Origin of the sequence: Kocuria salina, from assembly GCF_013368965.1 — a bacterium.
GTDB classification, from domain to species: domain Bacteria; phylum Actinomycetota; class Actinomycetes; order Actinomycetales; family Micrococcaceae; genus Kocuria; species Kocuria rosea.
Window position 1 is genome coordinate 363,694 of the sequence record NZ_SSSF01000002.1, and the last position, 21,157, is coordinate 384,850.

Below are 21,157 nucleotides of genomic sequence, written 5' to 3' on the forward strand. Positions count from 1 at the left end.
GCGGTTCTCCTCCTGGGCGGGTCGCCGGGCCGGGCGGGGTCCGGCGAGGGGGCGGGGCGCCCCCGTGGCCCGATGGTAATTTTGGTCCATGCGAGTGACCGTTCTCGACCACCCATTGGTGGCACACAAACTGACCGTGCTCCGGGACAAGAACACCACGTCCCCGGTGTTCCGCCTGCTCGTCGAGGAGCTCGTGACGCTGCTCGCGTACGAGGCCACCCGGGGCGTCCGCGTGGAACCGGTGGAGATCGACACGCCGGTCACGCGCACCACGGGCGTGGGGCTGTCGAAGCCACGGCCGCTGGTCGTGCCGATCCTCCGTGCGGGCCTGGGCATGCTCGAGGGCATGACCCGGCTGATCCCCACGGCCGAGGTGGGCTTCCTCGGCATGGCCCGCAACGAGGACACCCTCGACATCATCACCTACGCCGAGCGGCTGCCCGACGACCTCACCGGCCGCCAGGTCTTCGTCCTCGACCCGATGCTGGCCACGGGCGGGACGCTGCGGGAGGCGATCAAGTTCCTCTACCGCCGCGGGGCCGAGCAGATCACGTGCGTCTGCCTCCTGGCCGCGCCCGAGGGCCTGGCCGCCCTCGAGGAGGAGCTGGGGGACTCCGAGGTCAACATCGTCCTGGCTGCGAGGGACGAACGGCTCGACGAGAACGCCTACATCGTCCCGGGCCTCGGGGACGCCGGGGACCGGCTCTACGGCGTGGTCGACTGACCGCCGTTCCGTGACACCGCAGACCACGCGCTGAAAAGGCCCGCCGACGTCCTCGGCGGGCCTTTTTTCGACCTCCGGCCACGTGTTCACATCGTGAGACGAAGAGTTCACCGACGAAGCCGTCTTGACAACAGGATCGGGACCTGCTTGAGGGGCGGAAAAGCCCCCGGATGGTCCCAGAGGTCTGATATCCCGGGGGTCGGACGGAAAACGGCATCACAGCCGCAAGGTGAAGGAGGTTCATTTTGGCGGAGCACTTGGACAGCCGTCGTTCGAATCTCGCATCGTGAGATAACGCCTCGAATATTACTTGCGGGATCCAGGGGGCTGGTGGACCATGAGAGCAACGCCACTGTCAGGAATTTGCCAGCTTCGCGGGGACCCTCCCCGACCACCACGGAGCGGGCCGGTTCGGGAGCTGGGAGCGGCGGGGCCGTTCCGAGGGGCGGATCGACTCAGGCGGACGGAACCTCGTCCGCCGCACGACGGAAAGACGAGGGGCACCAGATGCCAGGCACACCGGGATACGTGCACATTTCCCAGCGCAACCGCACGAGCGAGGCCCGTGCTGTCCGCGGTCCGGCCGCGGCCCCCGAGCGGGGGCAGACCGCCCCCGCCGACTACCGCAGCCTCCGGAGCACGATCGGCCCCATGTCGGCCGCGCCGGGCGAGACCCCGCTCCCCACCCGCCTGCAGCGGGACACGGCGCCGCGTCCGCAGGTGCAGGAGAACGAGGCGCGCGGGTTCGTGATCTACGTGGGTCTCGACGAGGAGACCGCGGCGGCCAGCGGCACCTCGCTGGTCAAGATGGTCCAGAGCATCCGGGCGTACGCCCAGCAGCTGGTCCCGCAGGCCGACTCCTACGCCGCCGTGGCGCTGGCTCCCGCCAACACCGCCGGCACCGACCTCGAGGTCGTGCGCAACGCCCTGGGCGACCCCACCTCGGGGGCCGTGCGGCCCACGGCGCCCGCCGCGCCCGCGCCGGCGCCCGAGACGAAGACCAGCCAGTCCACCGGGGTGCTCATCGACCTCTCCCGCCGGGAGGTCTTCCTCGACGGCGGCCTCCTGAACCTCACGTTCAAGGAGTTCGAGCTGCTGAACTACCTCGTGGAGAACGGCAGCCGGACCGTGGGCCGCCACGAGCTGCTGCACAGCCTGTGGCGCGACTCCGAGGAGGTGCCCAACGAGCGGACCATCGACGTGCACATCCGGCGCCTGCGCTCCAAGCTCGGCCGGCTCGCGAACACCGTGCGCACCGTCCGCGGCCAGGGCTACCGCTTCTACGAGCACCCCGAGGTCGTCGTGTGGGCGGCCCCCGAGTACTCCATCTGATCCGCGTCCCCGATCCGTGCAGGCCCCGGTTCCGTCCCGCGACGCGGAGGAGCCGGGGTCGCTCCGTGCCCGGCGGACGCGTGGCATCATGAACCGATGACCCGCCACGACCGGAAGAAGCTCGTCCTCATGCGCCACGCGGAGGCCGAGCACCCGTGGGGCGTGGCCGACCACGACCGCCCCCTGGACCGCGGCGGGGCCGCGGACGCCGCCGCCGCGGGGCGCTGGCTGCTGGCGAACGGGCACGTGCCGGACATGATCCTGTGCTCGAGCGCCCTGCGCGCGCGCCAGACCTGCACGTGGGTGTGCAGCGAGCTCGGCGACCTCGCCCCGACCGCCCGGCTCGACGAGTCCCTCTACGCGGCCCAGGACAGCCGGATCATCGCGGTGCTCAACCACGTGCCGGACACCGTGGAGTCCCTGCTGCTCATCGGCCACCTGCCCGGTCTGCGCGACGCCGCCCTCCGCCTGGCCACACCGGACTCCGACTACGACGCCGTCATGGCCCTCGCCGACGGCTGCCCCACCTCCGGGCTGGCGGTCCTGGAGGTTCCCGGCACCTGGGCCGGACTGGACGGCGCCGACGCCCGCCTGGTGGACTTCACGGTGCCGCGACCGTCCGCGGGAGACCGCTGACCGGCGGTCCTCCGGGCGCCGGCGCGGCGACCGGACCGACGAAGGAGCACTGGATGCGACAGATCGAATTCACCCCGTCCGGGGACCGCGTGGGCGCGATCGGGTTCGGGGCCATGGGCCTGAGCTGGGTCTACGACCGGCACGGGCTGACCGAGCGGCGCAAGCACGAGGTGCTCGGGCTCGCGGTGGACCTCGGCATGAACGTGGTGGACACGGCGGTGCTCTACGGCGGGGGAGCCAACGAGGAGCTCGTCGGCGCCGCCCTCGCCCCGCGCCGGGACGAGGTGTTCCTCTGCTCCAAGACCGGGCTGCGCGCGGCCTCCCTGGAGCCGCCCCGGACGGAGCGCTGCGGGCACCCGGACGAGGTGCGCCGCTCGATCGAGGACAGCCTGCGCCGGCTGCGCACCGACGCGGTGGACCTCTACTACCTGCACCGCGTGGACCCCGACGTGCCCCTCGAGGACACCTGGGGCGCGATGGGCGAGCTCGTGACCGCGGGCAAGGTGCGCCACCTGGGGCTCTCCGAGGTCAGCACGGAGCAGGCCGAGCGGGCGCACGCCATCCACCCGGTCGCGGCCGTCCAGTCGGAGTACTCCCTGTGGACCCGCAACCCCGAGGGGTCTGGCCCCACCGCCGACGGGGACCCCTCCGGGGACGTCATCGGGTGGTGCGCCGAGCACGGGGCGGTGTTCGTCCCCTTCTCCCCGCTGGGCCGCGGCTACCTCTCCGGCGCCCTCGCGGGCCGGGAGTTCTCCGGCTCCGACTTCCGCTCGCGCAACCCCCGGTTCACGCCGGAGGCCATGGCCGCCAACGAGGACGCCGTGCTGGCGCCCCTCCGCGAGGTCGCCGGCCGGCACGGGACCTCGCCCGCGGCGGTCGCGATCGCCTGGACCACGGTGCGCGGCGAGCACGTGCTGCCGATCCCCGGCACCACCGACCCCGGCCACCTGCGGGAGGACGCCGCGGCCGCGGACCTGCGCCTGACGGCCGAGGACCTGACCCTGCTGGACGGCGTGACAGCCGTCGGCGACCGGTACTGAGCGGCGCCGGCCGTGCGCGCGGTCGTCTGCGGGGCGGGCATCGCGGGACTGGCCCTGGCCGGGTGCCTGGGCCGGCGGGGCTGGGACGTGGTGGTCCTGGAACGGGCGCCGCGCCCGCGGGAGCAGGGCTACATGATGGACTTCTTCGGCCCCGGCTGGGACGCCGCCGAGGAGATGGGCGTGCTGCCGGCGGTCCTGGAGCTCGGCTACCTGGTCGAGCGGCTCAGCTACGTGGACGACCGCGGCCGCGACCGGGCCGGGCTGCCGTTCGCCCGGTTCGCCCACGCCCTCGACGGGCACTTGGTCAGCGTGATGCGCCCCGACCTCGAGCGGGTCCTGCGCGAGCACGCCCGGGGCGTCGCGGAGCTCCGCTACGGCCGGCGCGTCGCCGGGGTTCGGCAGCGGCCCGGCGGGGCGGGCGCGGTGCTCGACGACGGCACGGTGCTCGACGCCGACCTGGTGGTCGGCGCCGACGGGGTGCACTCGGCGGTGCGGCGCTCCGCGTTCGGGCCCGAGGAGCGCTTCCGCCGCTGGCTGGGCCTGCACACGGCGGCGTTCGTGGTCGACGACCCGGAGGCGTGCCGGCAGGTCGGCGACCGCTTCTGCCTCACGGACAGCGTCGACCGGGCGATGGGGTTCTACGGGCTGCGCGACGGGCGCCTGGCGGTGTTCGCCGTGCACCGGGCCGCCGCACCGTCCCTGCCGGCCGACCCCCGGGAGAGCCTGCGTGCCGTCCACGGCTCGCTGGGCTGGATCGTGCCCCGCGTCCTGGCGGCCTGTCCCGGCGGGGACCGGCTCTACTACGACCAGGTGGTGCAGATCGAGCTGCCGCGGTGGAGCAGCGGCCGGGTCGTGCTGCTCGGGGACTCGGGCCAGGCGGTGTCCCTGCTGGGCGGCCAGGGCGCCTCGCTGGGGATCGCCGGGGCGTGGCTGCTCGCCGAGCGGCTCGACCGCGCCGGATCGGTCGAGGAGGCGCTGACGGGCTGGGAGCGGGTCTGGCGGCCGGTCGTGGCGGAGAAGCAGCGCGTCGCCCGCGGCGGGGCGCAGTGGTTCCTGCCGTCCTCCCGCGCCCGCCGCCAGGCGCGGCGCCTGGCGCTGCGCCTGGCCGCCCTCCCGGGGCTCGACACCGTGGTGACCCGCGGCCTCGTGGGGCGCGCCGGGGGAGACGTCCGGGCGCTCGCCGCGGCCCCGGCCTGAGCCGTCCGCGGCCCGGGCCGCAGCGGCCGGGCACGAAAGAGCCCCTCACCGGCGTCTCCGCCGGTGAGGGGCTCTTTCGTGGATGGTGCGCCCGAAGGGATTCGAACCCCCAACCTTCTGATCCGTAGTCAGATGCTCTATCCGTTGAGCTACAGGCGCATCGGCGTCCCGGCGTCACCGCCGTTCAAACCGGACATCACTCTACATGCGGCCCCCGGCTGCGCAAAATCCGGGGGCGCCCCGCCCGGCACCCGGCGCGACGGGCCGCGGCGCGCGTAACCCTGCTGGGGCGGCCGGGGCCGGGGCGATACGATGGACCCACATCACAGTAGAGACCGGCCGCCCACCTCCACGCCGCTCACTGTGGGCCCGGTGACACCGGGTCGAGTGTTCGACGACGAGCACCACCACGAGAGCCCCGGGCGGTCGGCGGACGGCCTCAACGAGGAGACATGTCAATGGCTGACAACCCCACTGCAACGACGGAGACCACCGGGCTGAACGAGGCTGTGAAGGACGCGCTGGACAGCGCGCCCACCACCCATGCGCACCTCCTCTCGTGGGTGCGGGAGATGGCGGAGCTGACCCAGCCGGACCGCATCCACTGGGTCGACGGCTCGGAGGCCGAGTGGACGCAGCTCACCGACGAGCTCGTGGACGCCGGCACCTTCGTCCGCCTGGACGAGGAGAAGTTCCCCAACTCCTTCGCCGCGTTCTCGGACCCGGACGACGTCGCCCGGGTCGAGGAGCGCACCTTCATCTGCACCAAGACCGAGAAGGGAGCGGGCCCCACCAACAACTGGGAGGACCCGGAGGTGATGCGCAGCTCCCTGCGCAAGAAGTTCCGCGGCGCCATGCGCGGGCGCACGATGTACGTCATCCCCTTCGTCATGGGCCACCTGGAGGCCTCGCGGCCGAGCTACGGCGTGGAGATCACCGACTCCGCCTACGTGGTGTGCTCCATGCGCATCATGGCGACCATCGGCACCCCGGTGCTGGAGAAGATGACCGAGCAGAACGGCTTCTTCGTCGAGTGCCTGCACTCGCTGGGCGCCCCGCTGGCCCCGGGCGAGCAGGACGTGCCCTGGCCCTGCAACCCCGCCAAGTACATCGTGCACTTCCCCGAGGACCGGGCCGTCTGGTCCTTCGGCTCCGGGTACGGGGGCAACGCCCTGCTCGGCAAGAAGTGCTACGCCCTGCGCATCGCCTCCGCCATCGCCCACGACGAGGGCTGGCTGGCCGAGCACATGCTCATCCTCAAGGTCACGAACCCCGAGGGCAGGAGCCGGTTCATCTCCGCGGCCTTCCCCTCGGCCTGCGGCAAGACCAACTTCGCGATGCTCGAGCCCACGCTCGAGGGCTGGAAGGCCGAGATGGTCGGCGACGACATCTCCTGGATCCGCTTCGGCAAGGACGGCCAGGCCCGGGTGACCAATCCGGAGGCCGGTCTGTTCGGCGTGGCTCCGGGCACGGGATGGCCCACCAACCCCAACGCCATGCGCGCCATCGCCCGGGGCAACACGATATTCACCAACGTGGCGCTCACCGACGACGGCGGCGTCTGGTGGGAGGGCATGACGGACGAGACGCCCGAGCACCTGACCGACTGGAAGGGCCGCGACTGGACCCCGGAGAGCGGCCGTCCCGCCGCGCACCCGAACTCGCGCTTCTGCACCCCGATCAAGCAGGCCGACATCCTCGCCCCCGAGTACGACGACCCGGAGGGCGTGCCGCTGTCCGCGATCGTCTTCGGCGGCCGCCGCAAGTCCACCATCCCGCTCGTGTCCCAGTCCTTCGGCTGGGAGCACGGGGTGTTCCAGGGCGCCACGCTGTCCTCGGAGACCACCGCCGCCGCGAAGGGCGCCGTGGGCGTCGTCCGGCGCGACCCCATGGCCATGCTCCCGTTCATCGGCTACAACGCCAACGACTACCTCGAGCACTGGGTCGAGGTCGGCGAGCGCATCGGCGAGGACGACATGCCGAAGGTCTTCTACGTCAACTGGTTCCGCCGCACCCCGAGCGGCGGCTTCGCCTGGCCGGGCTTCGGCGAGAACTCCCGCGTGGTCAAGTGGATCTTCGACCGCCTCGAGGGCACGGCCGGCGGCCGGGAGACCCCGATCGGCATCGTGCCCACCAAGGAGGACCTCGACCTCACCGGCCTGGACGTCTCGGACGAGGAGCTCGAGGCCGCCCTCAAGGTCGACGTCGAGGAGTGGCGGGCCGAGCTGCCCAGCATCGACGAGTGGTTCCACCGGCTCGGCCACGTGCCCGAGCCCATCCTCGAGCAGCGTGCCGGGCTGGAGGACCGCCTGAACCAGGCGTGATCCCCGTCCCGGGGTGCTGCGGCGCCCCGGGGCCGGCGGTCGGACGAGGGGTCTCCCGTGCCGGGAGGCCCCTCGTCCGTGTCCGCCGCCCGCGTGGGACAATGGGGGCGCTCCCGCGGCCGGCCGGGACGCGCGAGGTCTCGGAAGGAGCCGCCATGAGCGACCGGAGGACCCCGCCGTGCGGCTGACCGCGTTCTCGGACATCGCCCTGCGCGTCCTGCTGCTGACAGGAGCCGTCCCCGAGGGGGAGAAGCTCACCACGCGCGCCATCGCCGAGGGCGTGGGCGCCCCCTACCACCACGTGACCAAGACCGTGGGCCGGCTGAGCGGGCTCGGGCTGCTGGCCTCGAGCCGCGGCCGCACCGGCGGGGTGTCGATCACCCCCGCCGGCCTGGACGCCACCGTTGGCTCGCTCCTGCGCGAGCTGGAGGCGGGCTCCGCGATGGTCGAGTGCGAGTCGGCCGGCGGCGACTGCCCGCTGGACCGCGGGTGCCGGCTGCGCCGCGCCCTCGCGGACGCGCGGGAGGCCTTCTACGGCGCGCTCGACGACGTGCGGGTGCGGGACCTCGTGAGCGAGCGGCAGGTGGGCCCGGTGCTGGTGTCCATCGGGCTGCGCCCGCCCGAGCCGCCGGCGGCCACCGCGGGGGGCGCGCCGCCGCCGATGACGTAATCAAGCATTTCAGATGCTACTTTTGAGGAGTCATCCACCGGCTCCCCAGGAGGCAACCGTGCTGTCCGACCAGTCCCGTCCCGTCATCGAGCAGACCATCGGCGTCGTCGCCGAGCGCATCCCGTTCATCACCCCCGAGTTCTACCGGTCCATGTTCGAGGCGCGCCCCGATCTGCTGGACGGCATGTTCAGCCGCTCCAACCAGAAGAACGGGACCCAGGCGCAGGCCCTCGCCGGCTCCATCGCGATGTTCGCCTCCTGGCTGCTGACCCACCCCGAGGGCTACCCGGACGAGCTGCTCTCCCGCGTGGCGCACAAGCACGCGTCCCTGGGCGTGCTGCCCCAGCACTACCCGATCGTCCACGAGCACCTCTTCGGCGCGATCGCCCGGGACCTCGGCGACGCCGCGACGCCCGAGGTCGTGGCCGCCTGGGACGAGGTGTACTGGCTGATGGCCGACGCCCTGATCAAGATCGAGGAGGGCCTCTACGCGGGCCAGGCGAACAGCGTGGTCTTCGCCCCGTTCCGGGTCGCGGCCAAGGAGCAGACCGGGACCACCACCACGGCGATCACCCTCGAGCCCGCCGACGGCACCCCGATGACCCCCGCGGTGGCCGGCCAGTACGTGACCGTCGAGGTGCGGATGCCCGACGGCGTGGACCAGCCGCGGCAGTTCACGCTGGTGCCCGGGCCCGAGGGGACCCGCCGGATCGCCGTGCGACTCGACGAGCGCGGCGAGGTCACCCCGGTGCTCTGCCACGACGTGCAGGTGGGCGACGTCCTGCGGGTCTCCAACCCCTACGGGGACGTGGTGCTCCCGGAGGGGGAGGGGCCGCTCGTGCTGGCCTCCGCCGGCATCGGCGTGACCCCCATGCTGGCGTTCCTGGACCGGCTCGTCCGCCAGGAGTCGCAGCGGCAGGTCCTCGTCCTGCACGCCGACCGCTCGGCGGAGGACTGGGCGCTGCGGGAGCTGCACGAGATGCTGGTCGCCGAGCTGCCCCACGCCCGCCTGGAGACCTGGATGGAGACCCCGGGGGACGGCGACCACGACGGGTTCATGGACCTCGGCGCCGTGCGGATCCCGGCCGACGCCCAGGTGGTGCTGTGCGGCCCGCTGCCCTTCATGCAGGCCGTCCGCTCCGCCGTGATCGCCCAGGGCGTCCCGGGGCGCAGCGTGGCCTACGAGATCCTGGGCCCGGACCAGTGGATGCTCCACGACGAGGCGCGCGAGACCGCCGCGGTCTGAGCGCCCGCAGCGCACGGGGCCCCGCCGGACGGCTCGTCCGGCGGGGCCCCGTTGCGTGCCGGGGTCTCAGACGCGCACGATGTCCAGCACCCGGTCCCGGACCCGCTCCATCGTCGCCGGGTCCTTCGCCTCGACGTTGAGGCGCAGGAACGGCTCGGTGTTGGAGGGGCGCAGGTTGAACCACCAGCCCTCGTCCGGGCAGCTGAGCGTGGTGCCGTCCAGCTCCTCCACGCTCACGTCCCGGCCGGCCAGGGCGTCGACGACCCGCCGGACGGCACCGGCCTTGTCCTCCACCGTGGAGTTGATCTCACCGGAGGCCGCGTACGGGTCGTACTGGTGCATCAGCTCGCTCAGCGGCCCGTCCTGCTCGCCCAGCGCGGCCAGGAGGTGCATCGCGGCGAGCATCCCGGTGTCCGCGTTGAAGAAGTCCTTGAAGTAGTAGTGCGCGGAGTGCTCGCCCCCGAACACGGCGCCCTCCTCGGCCATGACGGCCTTGATGAACGAGTGGCCCACCCGGGTCCGCACGGGGCGGCCGCCGCGGGCGGTGACCAGCTCGGGCACGGCGCGGGACGTGATGAGGTTGTGGATGATCACCGGGTTCTCCACGCCCTCCGCCCGGGCGCGCTCGATCTCCCGCTCGGCCACGAGCGCGGTGACGGCCGAGGGCGAGACGGCCCCGCCCTGCTCGTCGACCACGAAGCAGCGGTCGGCGTCGCCGTCGAACGCGATGCCCAGGTCCGCGCCGTGCTCGCGCACGGCCCGCTGGAGGTCCACGAGGTTCTCCGGCTCGAGCGGGTTGGCGGGGTGGTTGGGGAACGTGCCGTCCAGCTCGAAGTACAGGGGCACGACCTCCAGCGGCAGCGGCTCCAGCACGGCGTCGCCCAGCACCGCGGGAGTGGTCAGCCCCGCCATCCCGTTGCCGGCGTCGACCACCACCTTGAGCGGGCGGGTCCCGGACAGGTCCACCAGGGAGCGCAGGTACTCCGCGTAGCCGGTCAGCACGTCCCGCTCGGTGACCGTGCCGGGGACGGGGGCCTCCGGGACCGCTCCGTCGTCGAGGTAGCGCTGGGCGAGGTCGCGGATGTCGTAGAGGCCCGTCTCGGAGGAGACCGGGACGGCCCCGGCCTTCGACATCTTCATGCCGTTGTACTCGGCGGGGTTGTGGCTCGCCGTGAAGGTCACCCCGGCGGCGCCGAACGTCCCGGACGCGTAGTACAGCTCGTCGGTGGAGATCAGCCCGATCTTCACGACGTCCGCGCCGCGGCGGACCGCGCCCTCGGCGAAGGCGTCCACGAACTCCGGCGAGGAGGGGCGCATGTCGCCGCCCACCAGGACCGTCAGGCCGGCGAGGCCCAGGACGTCCACGAACGCGGCGCCGGTGGCCCGGACCGTCTCCGCGGTGATGGACTCGCCCACGATGCCGCGCACGTCGTAGGCCTTGAACGAAGCTGAGAGATCGATAGTCACAAGGGGTGATCTTAGGCCACGGGCGCTCCCGGGTGCCGCGGGGCGCGGGCGGTCCTGTGATTGGATGACGAGCATGGTCGAGATCCTCCGCATGCGCAATCCCGTCCAGCACTATGCGTGGGGCTCCCGCGAGGTGCTGGCCCGCCTCCAGGGCAGACCCGTGCCGAGCCCCGAGCCCGAGGCCGAGCTGTGGGTCGGCGCGCACCCCTCCGCGCCCTCCGTCGTCGTCCGGGACGGCCGGGACGAGCCGCTGGAGGGCCTGTCGTTCCTGCTCAAGATCCTGGCCATCGACGCCCCCCTGTCCATCCAGGTGCACCCCTCGCCGGAGCAGGCCGAGGCGGGCTTCGAGCGCGAGCAGCGGGCGGGGATCCCGCTCGACGACCCGCGGCGCAACTACAAGGACCGCTCCGCCAAGCCCGAGACCGTCGTGGCCCTCACCGACGTGGAGCTGCTCACGGGGGTGCAGCCGGCGGACCGGCTGCGCGCCACCGCCGCGCGCCTGGGGCTGGACTGGCTGCGCGACGCCGCCGCCGGCGGGCGCCCCGTGCTGCCGGCCGTGCTGACGCTCGACGACGACGCCGCCGCGGCCGCCGTGGCGGCGACCGTCGACGCGGCCCGCGCCGCGGGCCCGCAGGACCCGGTGGCCTCGCTGGTCCGCTACGTGCACGACCGGCACCCGGGCGACCGCGGGCTGCTGGTCGCGGTGTGCATGCACCACGTCCGCCTCGCCCCGGGGCAGTCCCTGCACACCCCGGCCGGGCAGCTCCACGCGTACCTGTCCGGGACGGCGATCGAGGTGATGAGCTCCTCGGACAACGTCCTGCGCGCCGGGCTGACGGGCAAGCACGTGGACGTGGCCGAGCTGCTCGCCGTGCTGGCCGACGAGCAGGCGGCCCCGGAGGTCGTCGAGCCCGCCGCCGACGAGCACGGCCGCCGCGTCTACCCCCTGTGGGACGAGCGGCTGTCGCTGACCGCCCACGAGCTCGTGCCGGGACGGGCCGTGCCCGTCGGGCTGCGGGGCACCACGGTCCTGCTGAGCACCGGGGACCGGGTGCTGGTGCGGGCCGCCGGCCGGGAGTGGGAGCTGGCCGGCGGGGAGTCGCTGCTGCACCGGGGCGGCCCCGGCACCGTCGAGCTGTCCGGCGACGCCAGGGTGTTCACGGTCTCCTGCCGCTGAGCCGCCCCCGGCTCGCGGCGCCGCTCAGGGGGTGGTCAGCTCCGTGCGGACCTCGATGAGTGTGGGGCCCTCGGCCGCGAGACCCTGCCGCACCAGGTCGGCGAGCTCCGCGGCCGTGCCCGCGGCCTGCGCGGGCACCCCGAAGCCCCGCGCGAGGCTCAGGAAGTCGATGCCCGGCACGTCCAGCCCCGGCACGTCCCCCGTGCCCAGCATGCCCGCGAACCAGCGCAGCGCGCCGTAGGTGCCGTTGTTGAGGATCACGAACACGACCGGGACCCGGTACTGCGCCGCGCTCCACAGGGCGGTGATCCCGTAGTTGGCCGACCCGTCGCCGACCACCCCGATGACCGGACGGTCCGGCCGGGCCAGCTTCACGCCGACCGCCGCGGGCAGCCCGAAGCCCAGGCCGCCGGAGGCCGGCCAGAAGTAGGAGCCGGGCTCCCGCAGGTCCATGTGCCTCCAGAAGTCCCCGTTGGTGGAGGTCGACTCCACCACGTAGGCGGTGTCCGCCGGCGCCGTCTCGCGCAGCACCTCGAACACGGCGCCCGGGTGGAAGACGCCGTCCACGGGCTCGCGGGCGGGCGGCGGCACCGTCCACCCGACCGGGGCGGCCGGGCGCGCCCCGCCGTCTCGCTCGTGCAGGGCGGCCACCAGGGCCGCGGCCGTCGCGGCGAGCCCGGCCACGAACGAGGTCCCGAACGGCGCCCGGGCGGCCTCGCCCGGGTCCTCCGTGACGTGCAGCAGCTGCGTGCCCTCGGCCAGGTACCGGGCGGGCTCGTACTGGTGGTAGCGGAAGACGGGGGCGCCGAGCACCAGGACCACGTCGTTCTCCTCGAGGGCGGCGTGCACGCCCCGCTCCGAGGCGGGGAGGACCCCGCGGAACTGCGGGTGCCGGTTGGGGAAGGGGAGCCGGTAGGGGGAGGGCGCCACCCACACGTCGGCGCCGAGCAGCTCGGCGAGCTCGCGGCTGACCCCGTTCGCCGCCACGGCGTCCACCTCGGAGCCCAGCACCAGCGCGGGCCGGCGGGCTCCGGCCAGCAGACCGGCGATCTCCCGCACGTGCTCGGGGGCCGGGTGCAGGCCCTCGGCCACCCGCCGGGGCAGCAGGTAGTCGTCGTTGTCGGCGGACTCCCGGTCCCAGTCGTCGTAGGGGACCGAGACGTAGGTGGGGCCGCGGGACCCGGTGCACGCCTCCCACAGGGCCTGGTCCAGCATGCGGGGGACGTCCTGCGCGGACAGCGGCTCGCCCGCCCACTTCGTCAGCGGGGAGGTCAGGTCCGGGGCCGCCACGTTGGCGAGCATGGGCTCCGCGCCGATCGTGGCGCGCACCTGCTGGCCGGCCGTGACCACGAGCGGGGTGTGCGAGCTGGCGGCGTTGGTCAGCGCGCCCATGGCGTTGCCCGTGCCGGAGGCCGAGTGCAGGTTCACGAGCGCCGGCCGGCCCGTGGCCTGCGCGTAGCCGTCGGCCATGCCCACGACCACTCCCTCGTGCAGCCCCAGGACGTACCGGATGCCGGGGGGCAGGTCCCGCAGGAAGGGCAGCTCGTTGGAGCCCGGGTTGCCGAACACGGTGTCGAGGCCCCGGGCCTGCATCCAGCGGTGGGTCCTGGCACGGATGGTGGTCACGCTGCGCTCCAATCGGGACGCGGCACCGGCGTGCCGCCTCACCGCGAGAGTAGAAGGGGGCCGGGGGCACGGCCAGTCGATGTTTTCTATCCCCTCATAGACGGCGACGATGCCAGGGCCCGGGCCGCAGCGGCGCCGACGGGTCCGGCGAGACGGACTCCCGCAGCGTGTCCACGACCAGCCGCGCGAACCACTGCTGCGCCGGGCGCTGGTGGGCGGTCTCGCGGGTGTAGGCGGCCAGCTGCAGGACCGGCATCTCGACCGGGTGCGGGAAGACCCGGATCCCGGCCGCCTCCTGGAGCGTCTCGGCGAGGAACCGCGGCAGCACCGCGAGGCAGTCGGTGCGCTCCACCACGGAGACCAGGCCCGTGAAGTGGGACAGCCGCAGGGCCGTGCTGCCCGGGGCGCCCGCCCGCTCCGCCGCGACCTCGGCGAGGTCGTGGCCCATCGACGGGGCGAGCCGGATCCGCGGCTCCTCCGCGAACTGCTCGAGCGTGAGCCGCTCCCGGACCCGCGGGTGGCCGCGGGCCGCGATCACCACGTACTCGTCGGTGCCGACGACGGTGCGGACGATGCCGGGCCCGCCGATGTACGGGGCGCAGATCGCGGCGTCCACCCGGTTGCGGAGCAGGTCCTCCGGGACGCGCTCCACGTCCAGGGGCAGCACGGTCAGCTCCACACCGGGTGCCTGCTCCCGCAGCGCCACCATGACGGACGGCAGGAACGCCAGCTCCCCGAGGTCGGTCAGCGCCAGGGTGAAGCGCTCGCGGGCGGTCTCCGGGTCGAACAGCCCGCCGGAGGAGACGGCCGCGGTCACCTGGGCGATCCCCGCCTTGACCTGCGGGAAGATGCTCCTCGCGAACGGCGTGGGGCTCAGGCCCCGGCCCTCCCGGACGAACAGCTGGTCGTTGCACTGCCGGCGCAGGTTCTTCAGAGCGTGGCTCACCGTGGGCTGGGTGAGGTGCAGCTCGGCGGCGGCCCCCGTGACGCTGCCCTGCTCGTAGACCGTGCAGAACACGCGCATCAGGTTCAGGTCCAGCTCCACGGCACCCCTCCTCGGTCAGCGACTCATAGATGTCATACATCGGTCCATCGACAACATGCACTGGTTTGTGAATGCTACGTCACTAGAGTGATCCCCATCACAACGGGCACCGGACGACACAGGGGAGGCACGATGCGGCGACCGCTCATCGGCTTGGGAGCAGCAGGATCCGTACTGGCGCTGGCCGCGTGCGGCGGCGGCGACGGCGGAGGCGGCACGGAGGCCGAGGGGGAGATGCAGGCCGTCACCGTCGGCGTCATCCCCATCGTCGACACCGCCGCCATCTGGCTGGGCGAGGAGCAGGGCTTCTTCGAGGAGGAGGGGATCGACCTCGACATCCAGACCACCAGCGGCGGCGCCGCCGCCGTGCCGGGCGTGGTCAGCGGGGACTTCGACTTCGCCTTCGGCAACACCCTGTCCGTCATGGTCGCCCAGGGCGAGGGGCTGGACCTCGAGTACGTCGCCAACGGCACCACGACCTCGGGCGACACCGAGCGGGACTTCGGCGCCGTGGTGGTGCCCGCCGACTCGGACATCCAGGGCCCCGAGGACCTGGCCGGCAAGACGGTGTCGGTGAACAACCTCAACAACATCGGCGACACGACGATCCGCCACGTCGTCGAGCAGGCCGGCGGGGACCCGCAGAGCATCGACTTCGTGGAGGTCGGCTTCCCGGACGCCCCGGCCGCGCTCGACCGCGGCCAGGTGGACGCGGCCTGGATCCTCGACCCGTTCCTCACCCAGGTCCTCGACGAGGGTGCCCGCGCGGTGTCCTACAACTTCGTGGAGTTCGACCCGGAGCTCGACATCGCCGGCTACTTCACGACCGCCCAGAAGCTCGAGGAGGACCCCGAGCTGGTGGAGAAGTTCCAGAACGCCATGAACCGCTCGCTCGAGTACGCGAACGAGAACCCGGACGCGGTCCGGGAGATCGTCGGGACCTACACGGAGATCAGCGACGAGCTGCGCGCCGAGATGGCCCTGCCGCGCTTCCGCACCGAGTTCGACCGCGAGGCGCTGCAGAAGCTGGGCGACGCCGCCGTGGAGTACGGGACCCTCGAGCAGGCCCCCGACCTCGACGCGCTGCTGCCGTAGCCGTCCGCGGACCCGGCACCCGAGGGAGGGAGCACGACATGGCACGAAAGCGCACGGGACGGGCCTGGGGGCCCGGGGTTCTCGGGGTGCTGGGGATCCTCGGGTTCCTGCTCACCTGGGAGCTGCTGCCCCTAACGGGGATCGTCGACCCCCGGTACCTGCCCCCGGCCAGCGCGGTCCTGCTGGAGCTCGGGGAGCAGCTCGGCTCGGCGGGCTTCTGGCTGGCGGTCTGGCAGACCGTCCGGGCCTGGTTCCTCGGGCTGCTGATCGCCGCGGTCGCCGCGATCGTCCTGGGGCTGGTCATCGGCAGCAGCACGTTCCTGCGCCGGGCCACCCACAGCACGATCGAGTTCCTCCGGCCCATCCCGTCGGTTGCGCTCATCCCGCTGGCCGTCCTGCTGTTCGGCGTGCAGCTCGAGTCCACCCTGCTGCTGGTCGTGTACGCGTCCTTCTGGCAGATCCTCATCCAGGTCCTCTACGGGGTCGGGGACGTGGACACCGTGGCGCAGGACACGGCCAAGAGCTACGGGCTCGGGACGCTGGCCCGCGTCCGGTACGTCACGTGGCCCACGTCCCTGCCCTACGTGATCACCGGGCTGCGGCTCGGGGCGGCCGTGGCGCTGATCCTGGCGGTCACCGCCCAGCTCGTGATCGGCACGCCGGGGCTGGGCCGCGAGATCTCCCTGGCCCAGTCCGGCGGCGCCGTCACGGCCATGTACGCGTTCATCGTCACGGCCGGGCTGCTGGGCGTGCTCATCAACCTGGGGATGCGGGCGCTCGAGCGCCGGGCGCTGGCCTGGCACTCGTCCGTCCGCGGAGAGGTGGCGGTGTGAGACTCGTCAAGACCCTGGGCTACGCGCTCGCGCTGCCCGTCCTGCTGGTCCTGCTGTGGTGGGCCTACACCCTGACGACGACCAACTTCTACGTCCCGGAGCCGGGCGAGTTCGCCACGACGTTCGTGGACGTCTGGTTCGGCGACCGGTTCTTCGACGACGTGCTGCCGAGCATCGGCCGGCTCCTGGTGGGGCTGGCGCTGTCCATCCTGGTCGGCGTCGTCGCCGGTCTCGTGATCGGGTCGGTGCGCTGGCTGCGGAACCTGCTGGAGCCCGTGCTCGAGTTCTTCCGGGCGATCCCGCCTCCGGTGCTGGTGCCCGTGCTGATGCTGCTCATCGGCGTCAACGACCAGATGAAGGTGGTGGTGATCGTGCTCGGGTCCGTGTGGCCCGTCCTGCTGAACACCATCGAGGGCGTGCGCTCGGTCGACTCCGTCATGGACGAGACGGCACGCTCGTACGGGATCCACGGGTGGTCGCGGATCGTCCACCTGGTGATCCCCGCCGCCAGCCCCCAGATGATGGCCGGCATCCGGCAGGCCCTGTCGATCGGGCTGATCCTGATGGTGATCTCGGAGATGTTCGCCTCGTCCTCGGGGCTCGGCTTCACCATCGTGCAGTTCCAGCGATCGTTCGCCATCCCCGAGATGTGGAGCGGCATCGCCGTCCTGGGTCTCATCGGGGTGGTGCTGGCGTTCGTCTTCCAACGTGTTGAACGCAAGGTCCTCGCCTGGTACCGGGGCCTGAAAGAGGTGGAGAATGCAGGCTGAATCAGGAAGCTCGGCAGTGGACGGCGGCGCGACCGCACCCCGGACCGGCACGGACGCGACCGCCACCGGGGTCTCGGACGCCGGCGCCGGACGCACCGGCGGGAAGGACGTGCTGCTGTCCGTGCGCGGGCTGCAGAAGATCTACCAGAGCGACCACGGCGACGTGGAGGCGGTCCGCAACCTCACGTTCGACCTCGGCCGCGGCGAGCTGGCGTGCCTCGTAGGGCCCTCCGGCTCCGGCAAGACCACGCTGCTCAAGTGCATCTCGGGGCTCATGGCGCCGACCTCCGGCGAGGTGCTGCTGGGCGGCGAGAAGGTGACCGGTCCGCCCAAGGACATGGCCGTGGTCTTCCAGGAGTACGGGCGCAGCCTGTTCCCCTGGATGACGGTCCGCGAGAACGTGGAGCTGCCGCTGAAGAACGCCAGGCTGGCCCGGGACGAGCGGAACCAGCTCGTGGAGGAGGCGATCGCCGCCGTGGACCTGCGCGGCGCGGACAAGAAGTACCCGTGGCAGCTCTCCGGCGGCATGCAGCAGCGCGTCGCCATCGCCCGGGCGGTCGCCTACCAGCCGAAGATCCTGCTGATGGACGAGCCCTTCGCCGCGGTGGACGCCCAGACCCGCGCCGACCTCGAGGACCTCATCCGGGACGTGTGGCACCGGATGGGCGTGACCGTGCTGTTCGTGACCCACGACATCGACGAGTCCGTCTACCTCGGCGAGCGCGTCATCATCCTCTCGAGCTCGCCCACCGTGGTCCAGGAGGACCTCCCGATCGACCTGCCCGACGACCGCGACCAGCTCACCACCCGCGGCCTGCCGCGGTTCACCGAGCTGCGCGGGCACGTCTACGAGGAGATCCAGCGCGCCAAGCGGGAGGCGGGCACGAGGGCCTGAGCCGGCCCGCGGCCGCGTCCGGAGCCGGTGCGCCCACTACACTGGGCCCACCGGCTCCGGAGCGCCCGGGGCCGTTCTCCCCGGGAGGCCCGCCATGAGCACCACCCCGTCCGACGGTCTGCGCGGCACCACCGCACCGTGCCCGCGCTGCGGCGCCACCGGGTTCGAGCTGGTCTACGTGCAGATCATGCCCGACGACTGGGACCTGGCGCGCGACGTCGAGCTGGCGTCCCCGTCGATGATGCTGCCCGACGGGCGCGCCCCCGAGTTCTCCTGCCAGAACGGGCAGTGCCGCCACCTCTGGTGAGCCCGGGCAGGCCCCGTCGGTGGTCGCCGGCGGGGCCCGCCAGGCGCGGGGGCGTCCCGGATCAGTTGGCGAAGACGTCCAGCAGCCGGCCGTTGTCCGTCCACAGGGCGACGGACTCGCCGCCGTTGTTGAGCACGGCGGAGGTGCCGCCGTTGTAGTGGGCGTCCTCCGTGCCGGTGCCCGGTCCGGTGTGCACGCGCAGCCGCCCGCCCGGGGCCAGCTCGTAGCCCTCGCCCACGGTGAGGACGTTGTTCGCGGCGTCGCGCAGCACGTACCCGCTGACGTCCACGGCGGTCCGGCCCGTGTTGGTGAGCACCACGTGCTCGCCGGTCCCGGGCTGGAGGTCGTCGCCGGGGACGTCGTTGACGGAGTCCTCGATCCGGATCCCGTTGTTCGCGGGGAAGGGGTCGCGCCCGTCCAGGTGGCGGGCCGTCTGGAGGGGGAAGTCGCCGGTGATCATGTCGACGCCGAGGTCCACCACGTGCTGGACCGCTTCCGGGGAGTTGACGGTGTAGACGCCCAGGGCCAGGCCGGCGGCGTCGACGCGCGCGACGTCGCCGGCGTCGAGGGTGCGGTAGTTCGTGCCCACGGAGTCCACGACACCGGCCCACCGCTCGATCGTGGCGGCGTCCGGGACGCTGCCGGTGAGCTGCTGCAGGGGCACGTCGGGGGCCAGCCCGGCGAAGGTCCGGTTGGACGCCTCGTCGAAGCCGATGACGGTGACCTTGTCCGCCGCGAGCAGCTTCGCCCAGTCCCGGTCCTCGGCCAGGGCGTCGGCCACGACCTGCTCGATGCCGGGGGAGTTCTGCGGGGACTTGATCTCGATGTAGACGCCGGTGTTGACGGTGGCGATCCGCGCGGCGTCGTCGAGGTGGGGGATCCGCTCCCCGGCGAACTGCGCGTCGAAGGAGGAGCCGGCGTCGAGCTGCTGCAGCTCGTCCCATGTGAAGGACGTGATCGGGTCGTCCTCGCGGCCGGGGAAGACCTCCTCGACGTCCGTGGTGCGCGCGGGGGTGCTGTCGTGGAACAGGAACGGCACGCCGTCGGCGCTGAGCTGGACGTCGATCTCCAGGTAGTCGACGCCGGCGGCGCGGGCGTCCTTGAACGCGGGGACCGTGTTCTCGGGGGCGGTGCCGGCGGCGCCGCGGTGCCCGACGACGATCGGGTCCTCGGTGCCGGAGGGGGCGGCGGCGGCCGGCAGCGCCGAGCCGAGCACGGCCACGGCGGACAGGGCCGCGGCGGCGCCGCGCAGGGTGCGGGGGGAACGGGTGGTCATGACGGTGCTCCTCGTGCCTGGGGGGACAGTGCCCCTCCACCGAAGCGGAGCGCGGAGACGAACCGGTCAACGCGACGTGACGAGCAGGTGATCTCCTGGCGTCCCGGAGGCGGCCGGTACTGTGGTCGCCATGGACAACAGCACGATCGTGAACATCCTCCTGGTCCTGCTGTTCGTGGCCGTCGGGGGCGTCTTCGCGGGCACCGAGATGGCGATCGTGAGCCTGCGGGAGAGCCAGGTCAAGCGGATCGAGCGCTCGGGCCGCAAGGGCGCCCGGACCGCCGCCCTCGTCCGGGACCCCAACCTCTTCCTCTCGGCGGTGCAGATCGGCGTGACGGTGGCGGGGTTCTTCTCCTCGGCCTACGGCGCCTCGACGCTCGCCCCGGACGTGGCCCCCGTCTTCGAGCGGGCCGGTCTGTCCACCGCGGCCGCGGAGACCTCCGCGCTGATCGGCATGACCCTGGTGATCGCGTACCTCTCCCTCGTCCTCGGGGAGCTCGTGCCCAAGCGCCTGGCCATGCAGCGCTCCGTGGGCTTCACGAAGATCCTGGCCCCTCCGCTGAGCGTCTTCGCCACGCTCATGCGCCCCGTCATCTGGCTGCTGTCCGTGTCCACGAACCTCGTGGTCCGGCTGGTGGGCGGGGACCCGCACGCCGTCACCGAGGAGGTCTCGGCGGAGGAGATCCGGGAGATGGTCGTGGACACCCGGGGCATCGGGGCCGTCTCGCGCTCGATCCTCACGGACGTCTTCGAGGCGGGCGAGCGCCGCCTCGCCGAGGTCATGCGCCCGCGCCCCGACGTCCACTTCCTGGACGGCACCCTGCCCGTCACGGAGGCCTACCGCACGGCCCTGGCCCTGCCGCACTCCCGCTACCCCGTGCTCGGCACGAGCGTGGACGACGTCCTGGGCTTCGTGCACATCCGCGACCTCGTGGTCGCGGACCAGGACGGCGACGGGGTCATCGAGGCCCCTCCGCGGACCCTGCGGGACGTGGTGCGGCCCATCCCCTTCCTGCCGGAGACCAACCACGTGCTGCGCACCCTGCAGGCCATGCGCAAGGACGGGCACCACATCGCGCTGGTGGTCGACGAGTACGGCGGGACGGCGGGCATCGTGACCCTCGAGGACCTCGTGGAGGAGCTCGTGGGCGAGATCTACGACGAGTTCGACGCCGGGGTCCGGGAGCACGAGGACACGGTGCTGCGCGAGGGCGGGGCCGTGCTCGTGGACGGCGGGCTGATCATCCAGGAGGTCCCGGTGGAGGCGGGGCTCGTCATCCCCGAGGGCCACTACGAGACGGTCGGCGGGTTCGTGATGGACCGGCTGGGGCGGGTGGCGCGCCCGGCGGACGTCGTCGACGTGGACGGCTACCGGCTCGAGGTCCTGGCCGTGGACCGCAGCCGGGTGGAGCGGGTGCGGATCACCCGGCTGCGGCGGGACGCGGCGGAGGGCGGCCGGTCCGGGGCCTGATCCGTCCCGGCGGGGCCCGTCCCGCC

At 72.9% G+C, this 21,157-nt stretch carries 19 protein-coding genes and 1 tRNA gene; 15 read left to right on the plus strand and 5 right to left on the minus strand.

Annotation, left to right across the window (positions count from 1 at the left end):
• The first annotated feature begins 88 nt into the window (after positions 1–88).
• The 5 genes from upp (at position 89) to E7Z53_RS05820 (ending at position 4,929) form a co-directional block, all read left to right on the plus strand.
• A complete protein-coding gene (upp, locus tag E7Z53_RS05800; protein WP_031283230.1) occupies positions 89–724 on the plus strand; it encodes a uracil phosphoribosyltransferase in 636 nt (211 codons plus the stop codon).
• A 507-nt stretch (positions 725–1,231) separates the two neighbouring features.
• Entirely contained in the window at positions 1,232–2,056 is an 825-nt protein-coding gene (locus tag E7Z53_RS05805; RefSeq protein ID WP_035927744.1) for a winged helix-turn-helix domain-containing protein, read from the plus strand.
• Between the two features lie 96 nt (positions 2,057–2,152).
• Entirely contained in the window at positions 2,153–2,692 is a 540-nt protein-coding gene (locus E7Z53_RS05810) for a SixA phosphatase family protein (protein WP_017833923.1), read from the plus strand.
• A 53-nt stretch (positions 2,693–2,745) separates the two neighbouring features.
• Complete coding sequence (locus E7Z53_RS05815; protein WP_176337369.1) at positions 2,746–3,732, plus strand: aldo/keto reductase; 987 nt, start codon at positions 2,746–2,748, stop codon at positions 3,730–3,732.
• A gap of 12 nt (positions 3,733–3,744) precedes the next feature.
• Positions 3,745–4,929, plus strand: a complete 1,185-nt coding sequence (locus tag E7Z53_RS05820; protein ID WP_176337370.1) for an FAD-dependent monooxygenase — start codon at positions 3,745–3,747, stop codon at positions 4,927–4,929.
• 83 nt (positions 4,930–5,012) lie between these two features.
• Here E7Z53_RS05820 and E7Z53_RS05825 read toward each other — a convergent pair.
• A tRNA-Arg gene (locus tag E7Z53_RS05825) sits at positions 5,013–5,088 on the minus strand.
• Between the two features lie 299 nt (positions 5,089–5,387).
• On the opposite strand from E7Z53_RS05825, the gene E7Z53_RS05830 reads away from it, so the two are divergent.
• From E7Z53_RS05830 to E7Z53_RS05840, 3 genes are all read left to right on the plus strand, one after another.
• The gene (locus tag E7Z53_RS05830; RefSeq protein ID WP_176337371.1) at positions 5,388–7,253 is read left to right on the plus strand and encodes a phosphoenolpyruvate carboxykinase (GTP); all 1,866 of its coding nucleotides are present in this window, start codon (positions 5,388–5,390) and stop codon (positions 7,251–7,253) included.
• Positions 7,254–7,431: 178 nt separating this feature from the next.
• The gene (locus E7Z53_RS05835; RefSeq protein WP_017833927.1) at positions 7,432–7,923 is read left to right on the plus strand and encodes an RrF2 family transcriptional regulator; all 492 of its coding nucleotides are present in this window, start codon (positions 7,432–7,434) and stop codon (positions 7,921–7,923) included.
• 58 nt (positions 7,924–7,981) lie between these two features.
• On the plus strand, positions 7,982–9,169 hold the full coding sequence (locus tag E7Z53_RS05840) for a globin domain-containing protein (RefSeq protein WP_017833928.1): 1,188 nt from the start codon (positions 7,982–7,984) through the stop codon (positions 9,167–9,169).
• A 66-nt stretch (positions 9,170–9,235) separates the two neighbouring features.
• Here the strand turns inward: E7Z53_RS05840 and E7Z53_RS05845 are convergent, their stop codons facing one another.
• The gene (locus E7Z53_RS05845) at positions 9,236–10,636 is read right to left on the minus strand and encodes a phosphomannomutase/phosphoglucomutase (protein ID WP_035927725.1); all 1,401 of its coding nucleotides are present in this window, start codon (positions 10,634–10,636) and stop codon (positions 9,236–9,238) included.
• A 64-nt stretch (positions 10,637–10,700) separates the two neighbouring features.
• Here E7Z53_RS05845 and manA point away from each other — a divergent pair, with 64 nt between their 5' ends.
• A complete protein-coding gene (gene manA / locus E7Z53_RS05850) occupies positions 10,701–11,813 on the plus strand; it encodes a mannose-6-phosphate isomerase, class I (protein WP_176337372.1) in 1,113 nt (370 codons plus the stop codon).
• Between the two features lie 24 nt (positions 11,814–11,837).
• On the opposite strand, the gene mdlC is transcribed toward manA, so the two are convergent.
• Together mdlC and E7Z53_RS05860 are read right to left on the minus strand one after the other, a co-directional pair.
• The gene (gene mdlC / locus E7Z53_RS05855; protein ID WP_176337373.1) at positions 11,838–13,439 is read right to left on the minus strand and encodes a benzoylformate decarboxylase; all 1,602 of its coding nucleotides are present in this window, start codon (positions 13,437–13,439) and stop codon (positions 11,838–11,840) included.
• A gap of 94 nt (positions 13,440–13,533) precedes the next feature.
• Positions 13,534–14,484 carry a LysR family transcriptional regulator gene (locus E7Z53_RS05860; RefSeq protein WP_017833932.1) on the minus strand — a complete coding sequence of 317 codons (951 nt, stop codon included), beginning with the start codon at positions 14,482–14,484 and terminating at the stop codon, positions 13,534–13,536.
• A 132-nt stretch (positions 14,485–14,616) separates the two neighbouring features.
• Here E7Z53_RS05860 and E7Z53_RS05865 point away from each other — a divergent pair, with 132 nt between their 5' ends.
• The 5 genes from E7Z53_RS05865 to E7Z53_RS05885 all read left to right on the plus strand — a co-directional run bounded on the left by E7Z53_RS05865 (position 14,617) and on the right by E7Z53_RS05885 (position 18,384).
• Positions 14,617–15,579 carry an ABC transporter substrate-binding protein gene (locus E7Z53_RS05865; protein ID WP_035927715.1) on the plus strand — a complete coding sequence of 321 codons (963 nt, stop codon included), beginning with the start codon at positions 14,617–14,619 and terminating at the stop codon, positions 15,577–15,579.
• A 38-nt stretch (positions 15,580–15,617) separates the two neighbouring features.
• On the plus strand, positions 15,618–16,412 hold the full coding sequence (locus E7Z53_RS05870) for an ABC transporter permease (RefSeq protein ID WP_051063790.1): 795 nt from the start codon (positions 15,618–15,620) through the stop codon (positions 16,410–16,412).
• Positions 16,409–17,182 carry an ABC transporter permease gene (locus E7Z53_RS05875; RefSeq protein ID WP_176337374.1) on the plus strand — a complete coding sequence of 258 codons (774 nt, stop codon included), beginning with the start codon at positions 16,409–16,411 and terminating at the stop codon, positions 17,180–17,182. Before E7Z53_RS05870 ends, E7Z53_RS05875 begins: the two co-directional genes overlap by 4 nt.
• Positions 17,172–18,077: an ABC transporter ATP-binding protein gene (locus tag E7Z53_RS05880; RefSeq protein WP_255219441.1), complete on the plus strand. Its 906-nt coding sequence runs from the start codon at positions 17,172–17,174 to the stop codon at positions 18,075–18,077. Before E7Z53_RS05875 ends, E7Z53_RS05880 begins: the two co-directional genes overlap by 11 nt.
• A gap of 94 nt (positions 18,078–18,171) precedes the next feature.
• Positions 18,172–18,384 carry a hypothetical protein gene (locus E7Z53_RS05885; protein ID WP_017833937.1) on the plus strand — a complete coding sequence of 71 codons (213 nt, stop codon included), beginning with the start codon at positions 18,172–18,174 and terminating at the stop codon, positions 18,382–18,384.
• 61 nt (positions 18,385–18,445) lie between these two features.
• Here E7Z53_RS05885 and E7Z53_RS05890 read toward each other — a convergent pair whose 3' ends face one another.
• Entirely contained in the window at positions 18,446–19,660 is a 1,215-nt protein-coding gene (locus tag E7Z53_RS05890; RefSeq protein ID WP_109221727.1) for a glycerophosphodiester phosphodiesterase family protein, read from the minus strand.
• A 130-nt stretch (positions 19,661–19,790) separates the two neighbouring features.
• Between E7Z53_RS05890 and E7Z53_RS05895 the strand changes: the two genes are divergently transcribed.
• The gene (locus E7Z53_RS05895; RefSeq protein ID WP_172604386.1) at positions 19,791–21,131 is read left to right on the plus strand and encodes a hemolysin family protein; all 1,341 of its coding nucleotides are present in this window, start codon (positions 19,791–19,793) and stop codon (positions 21,129–21,131) included.
• The last annotated feature ends 26 nt before the right edge of the window (positions 21,132–21,157 follow it).

Excerpts from the sequence above, each read along its gene's own strand:
- upp (WP_031283230.1), top strand. The coding sequence starts at position 89 with ATGCGAGTGACCGTTCTCGACCACCCATTGGTGGCACACAAACTGACC.
- E7Z53_RS05805 (WP_035927744.1), top strand. The coding sequence starts at position 1,232 with ATGCCAGGCACACCGGGATACGTGCACATTTCCCAGCGCAACCGCACG.
- E7Z53_RS05810 (WP_017833923.1), top strand. The coding sequence starts at position 2,153 with ATGACCCGCCACGACCGGAAGAAGCTCGTCCTCATGCGCCACGCGGAG.
- E7Z53_RS05815 (WP_176337369.1), top strand. The coding sequence starts at position 2,746 with ATGCGACAGATCGAATTCACCCCGTCCGGGGACCGCGTGGGCGCGATC.
- E7Z53_RS05830 (WP_176337371.1), top strand. The coding sequence starts at position 5,388 with ATGGCTGACAACCCCACTGCAACGACGGAGACCACCGGGCTGAACGAG.
- manA (WP_176337372.1), top strand. The coding sequence starts at position 10,701 with ATGACGAGCATGGTCGAGATCCTCCGCATGCGCAATCCCGTCCAGCAC.
- E7Z53_RS05865 (WP_035927715.1), top strand. The coding sequence starts at position 14,617 with ATGCGGCGACCGCTCATCGGCTTGGGAGCAGCAGGATCCGTACTGGCG.
- E7Z53_RS05870 (WP_051063790.1), top strand. The coding sequence starts at position 15,618 with ATGGCACGAAAGCGCACGGGACGGGCCTGGGGGCCCGGGGTTCTCGGG.
- E7Z53_RS05880 (WP_255219441.1), top strand. The coding sequence starts at position 17,172 with ATGCAGGCTGAATCAGGAAGCTCGGCAGTGGACGGCGGCGCGACCGCA.
- E7Z53_RS05885 (WP_017833937.1), top strand. The coding sequence starts at position 18,172 with ATGAGCACCACCCCGTCCGACGGTCTGCGCGGCACCACCGCACCGTGC.
- E7Z53_RS05890 (WP_109221727.1), bottom strand. The coding sequence starts at position 19,660 with ATGACCACCCGTTCCCCCCGCACCCTGCGCGGCGCCGCCGCGGCCCTG.
- E7Z53_RS05895 (WP_172604386.1), top strand. The coding sequence starts at position 19,791 with ATGGACAACAGCACGATCGTGAACATCCTCCTGGTCCTGCTGTTCGTG.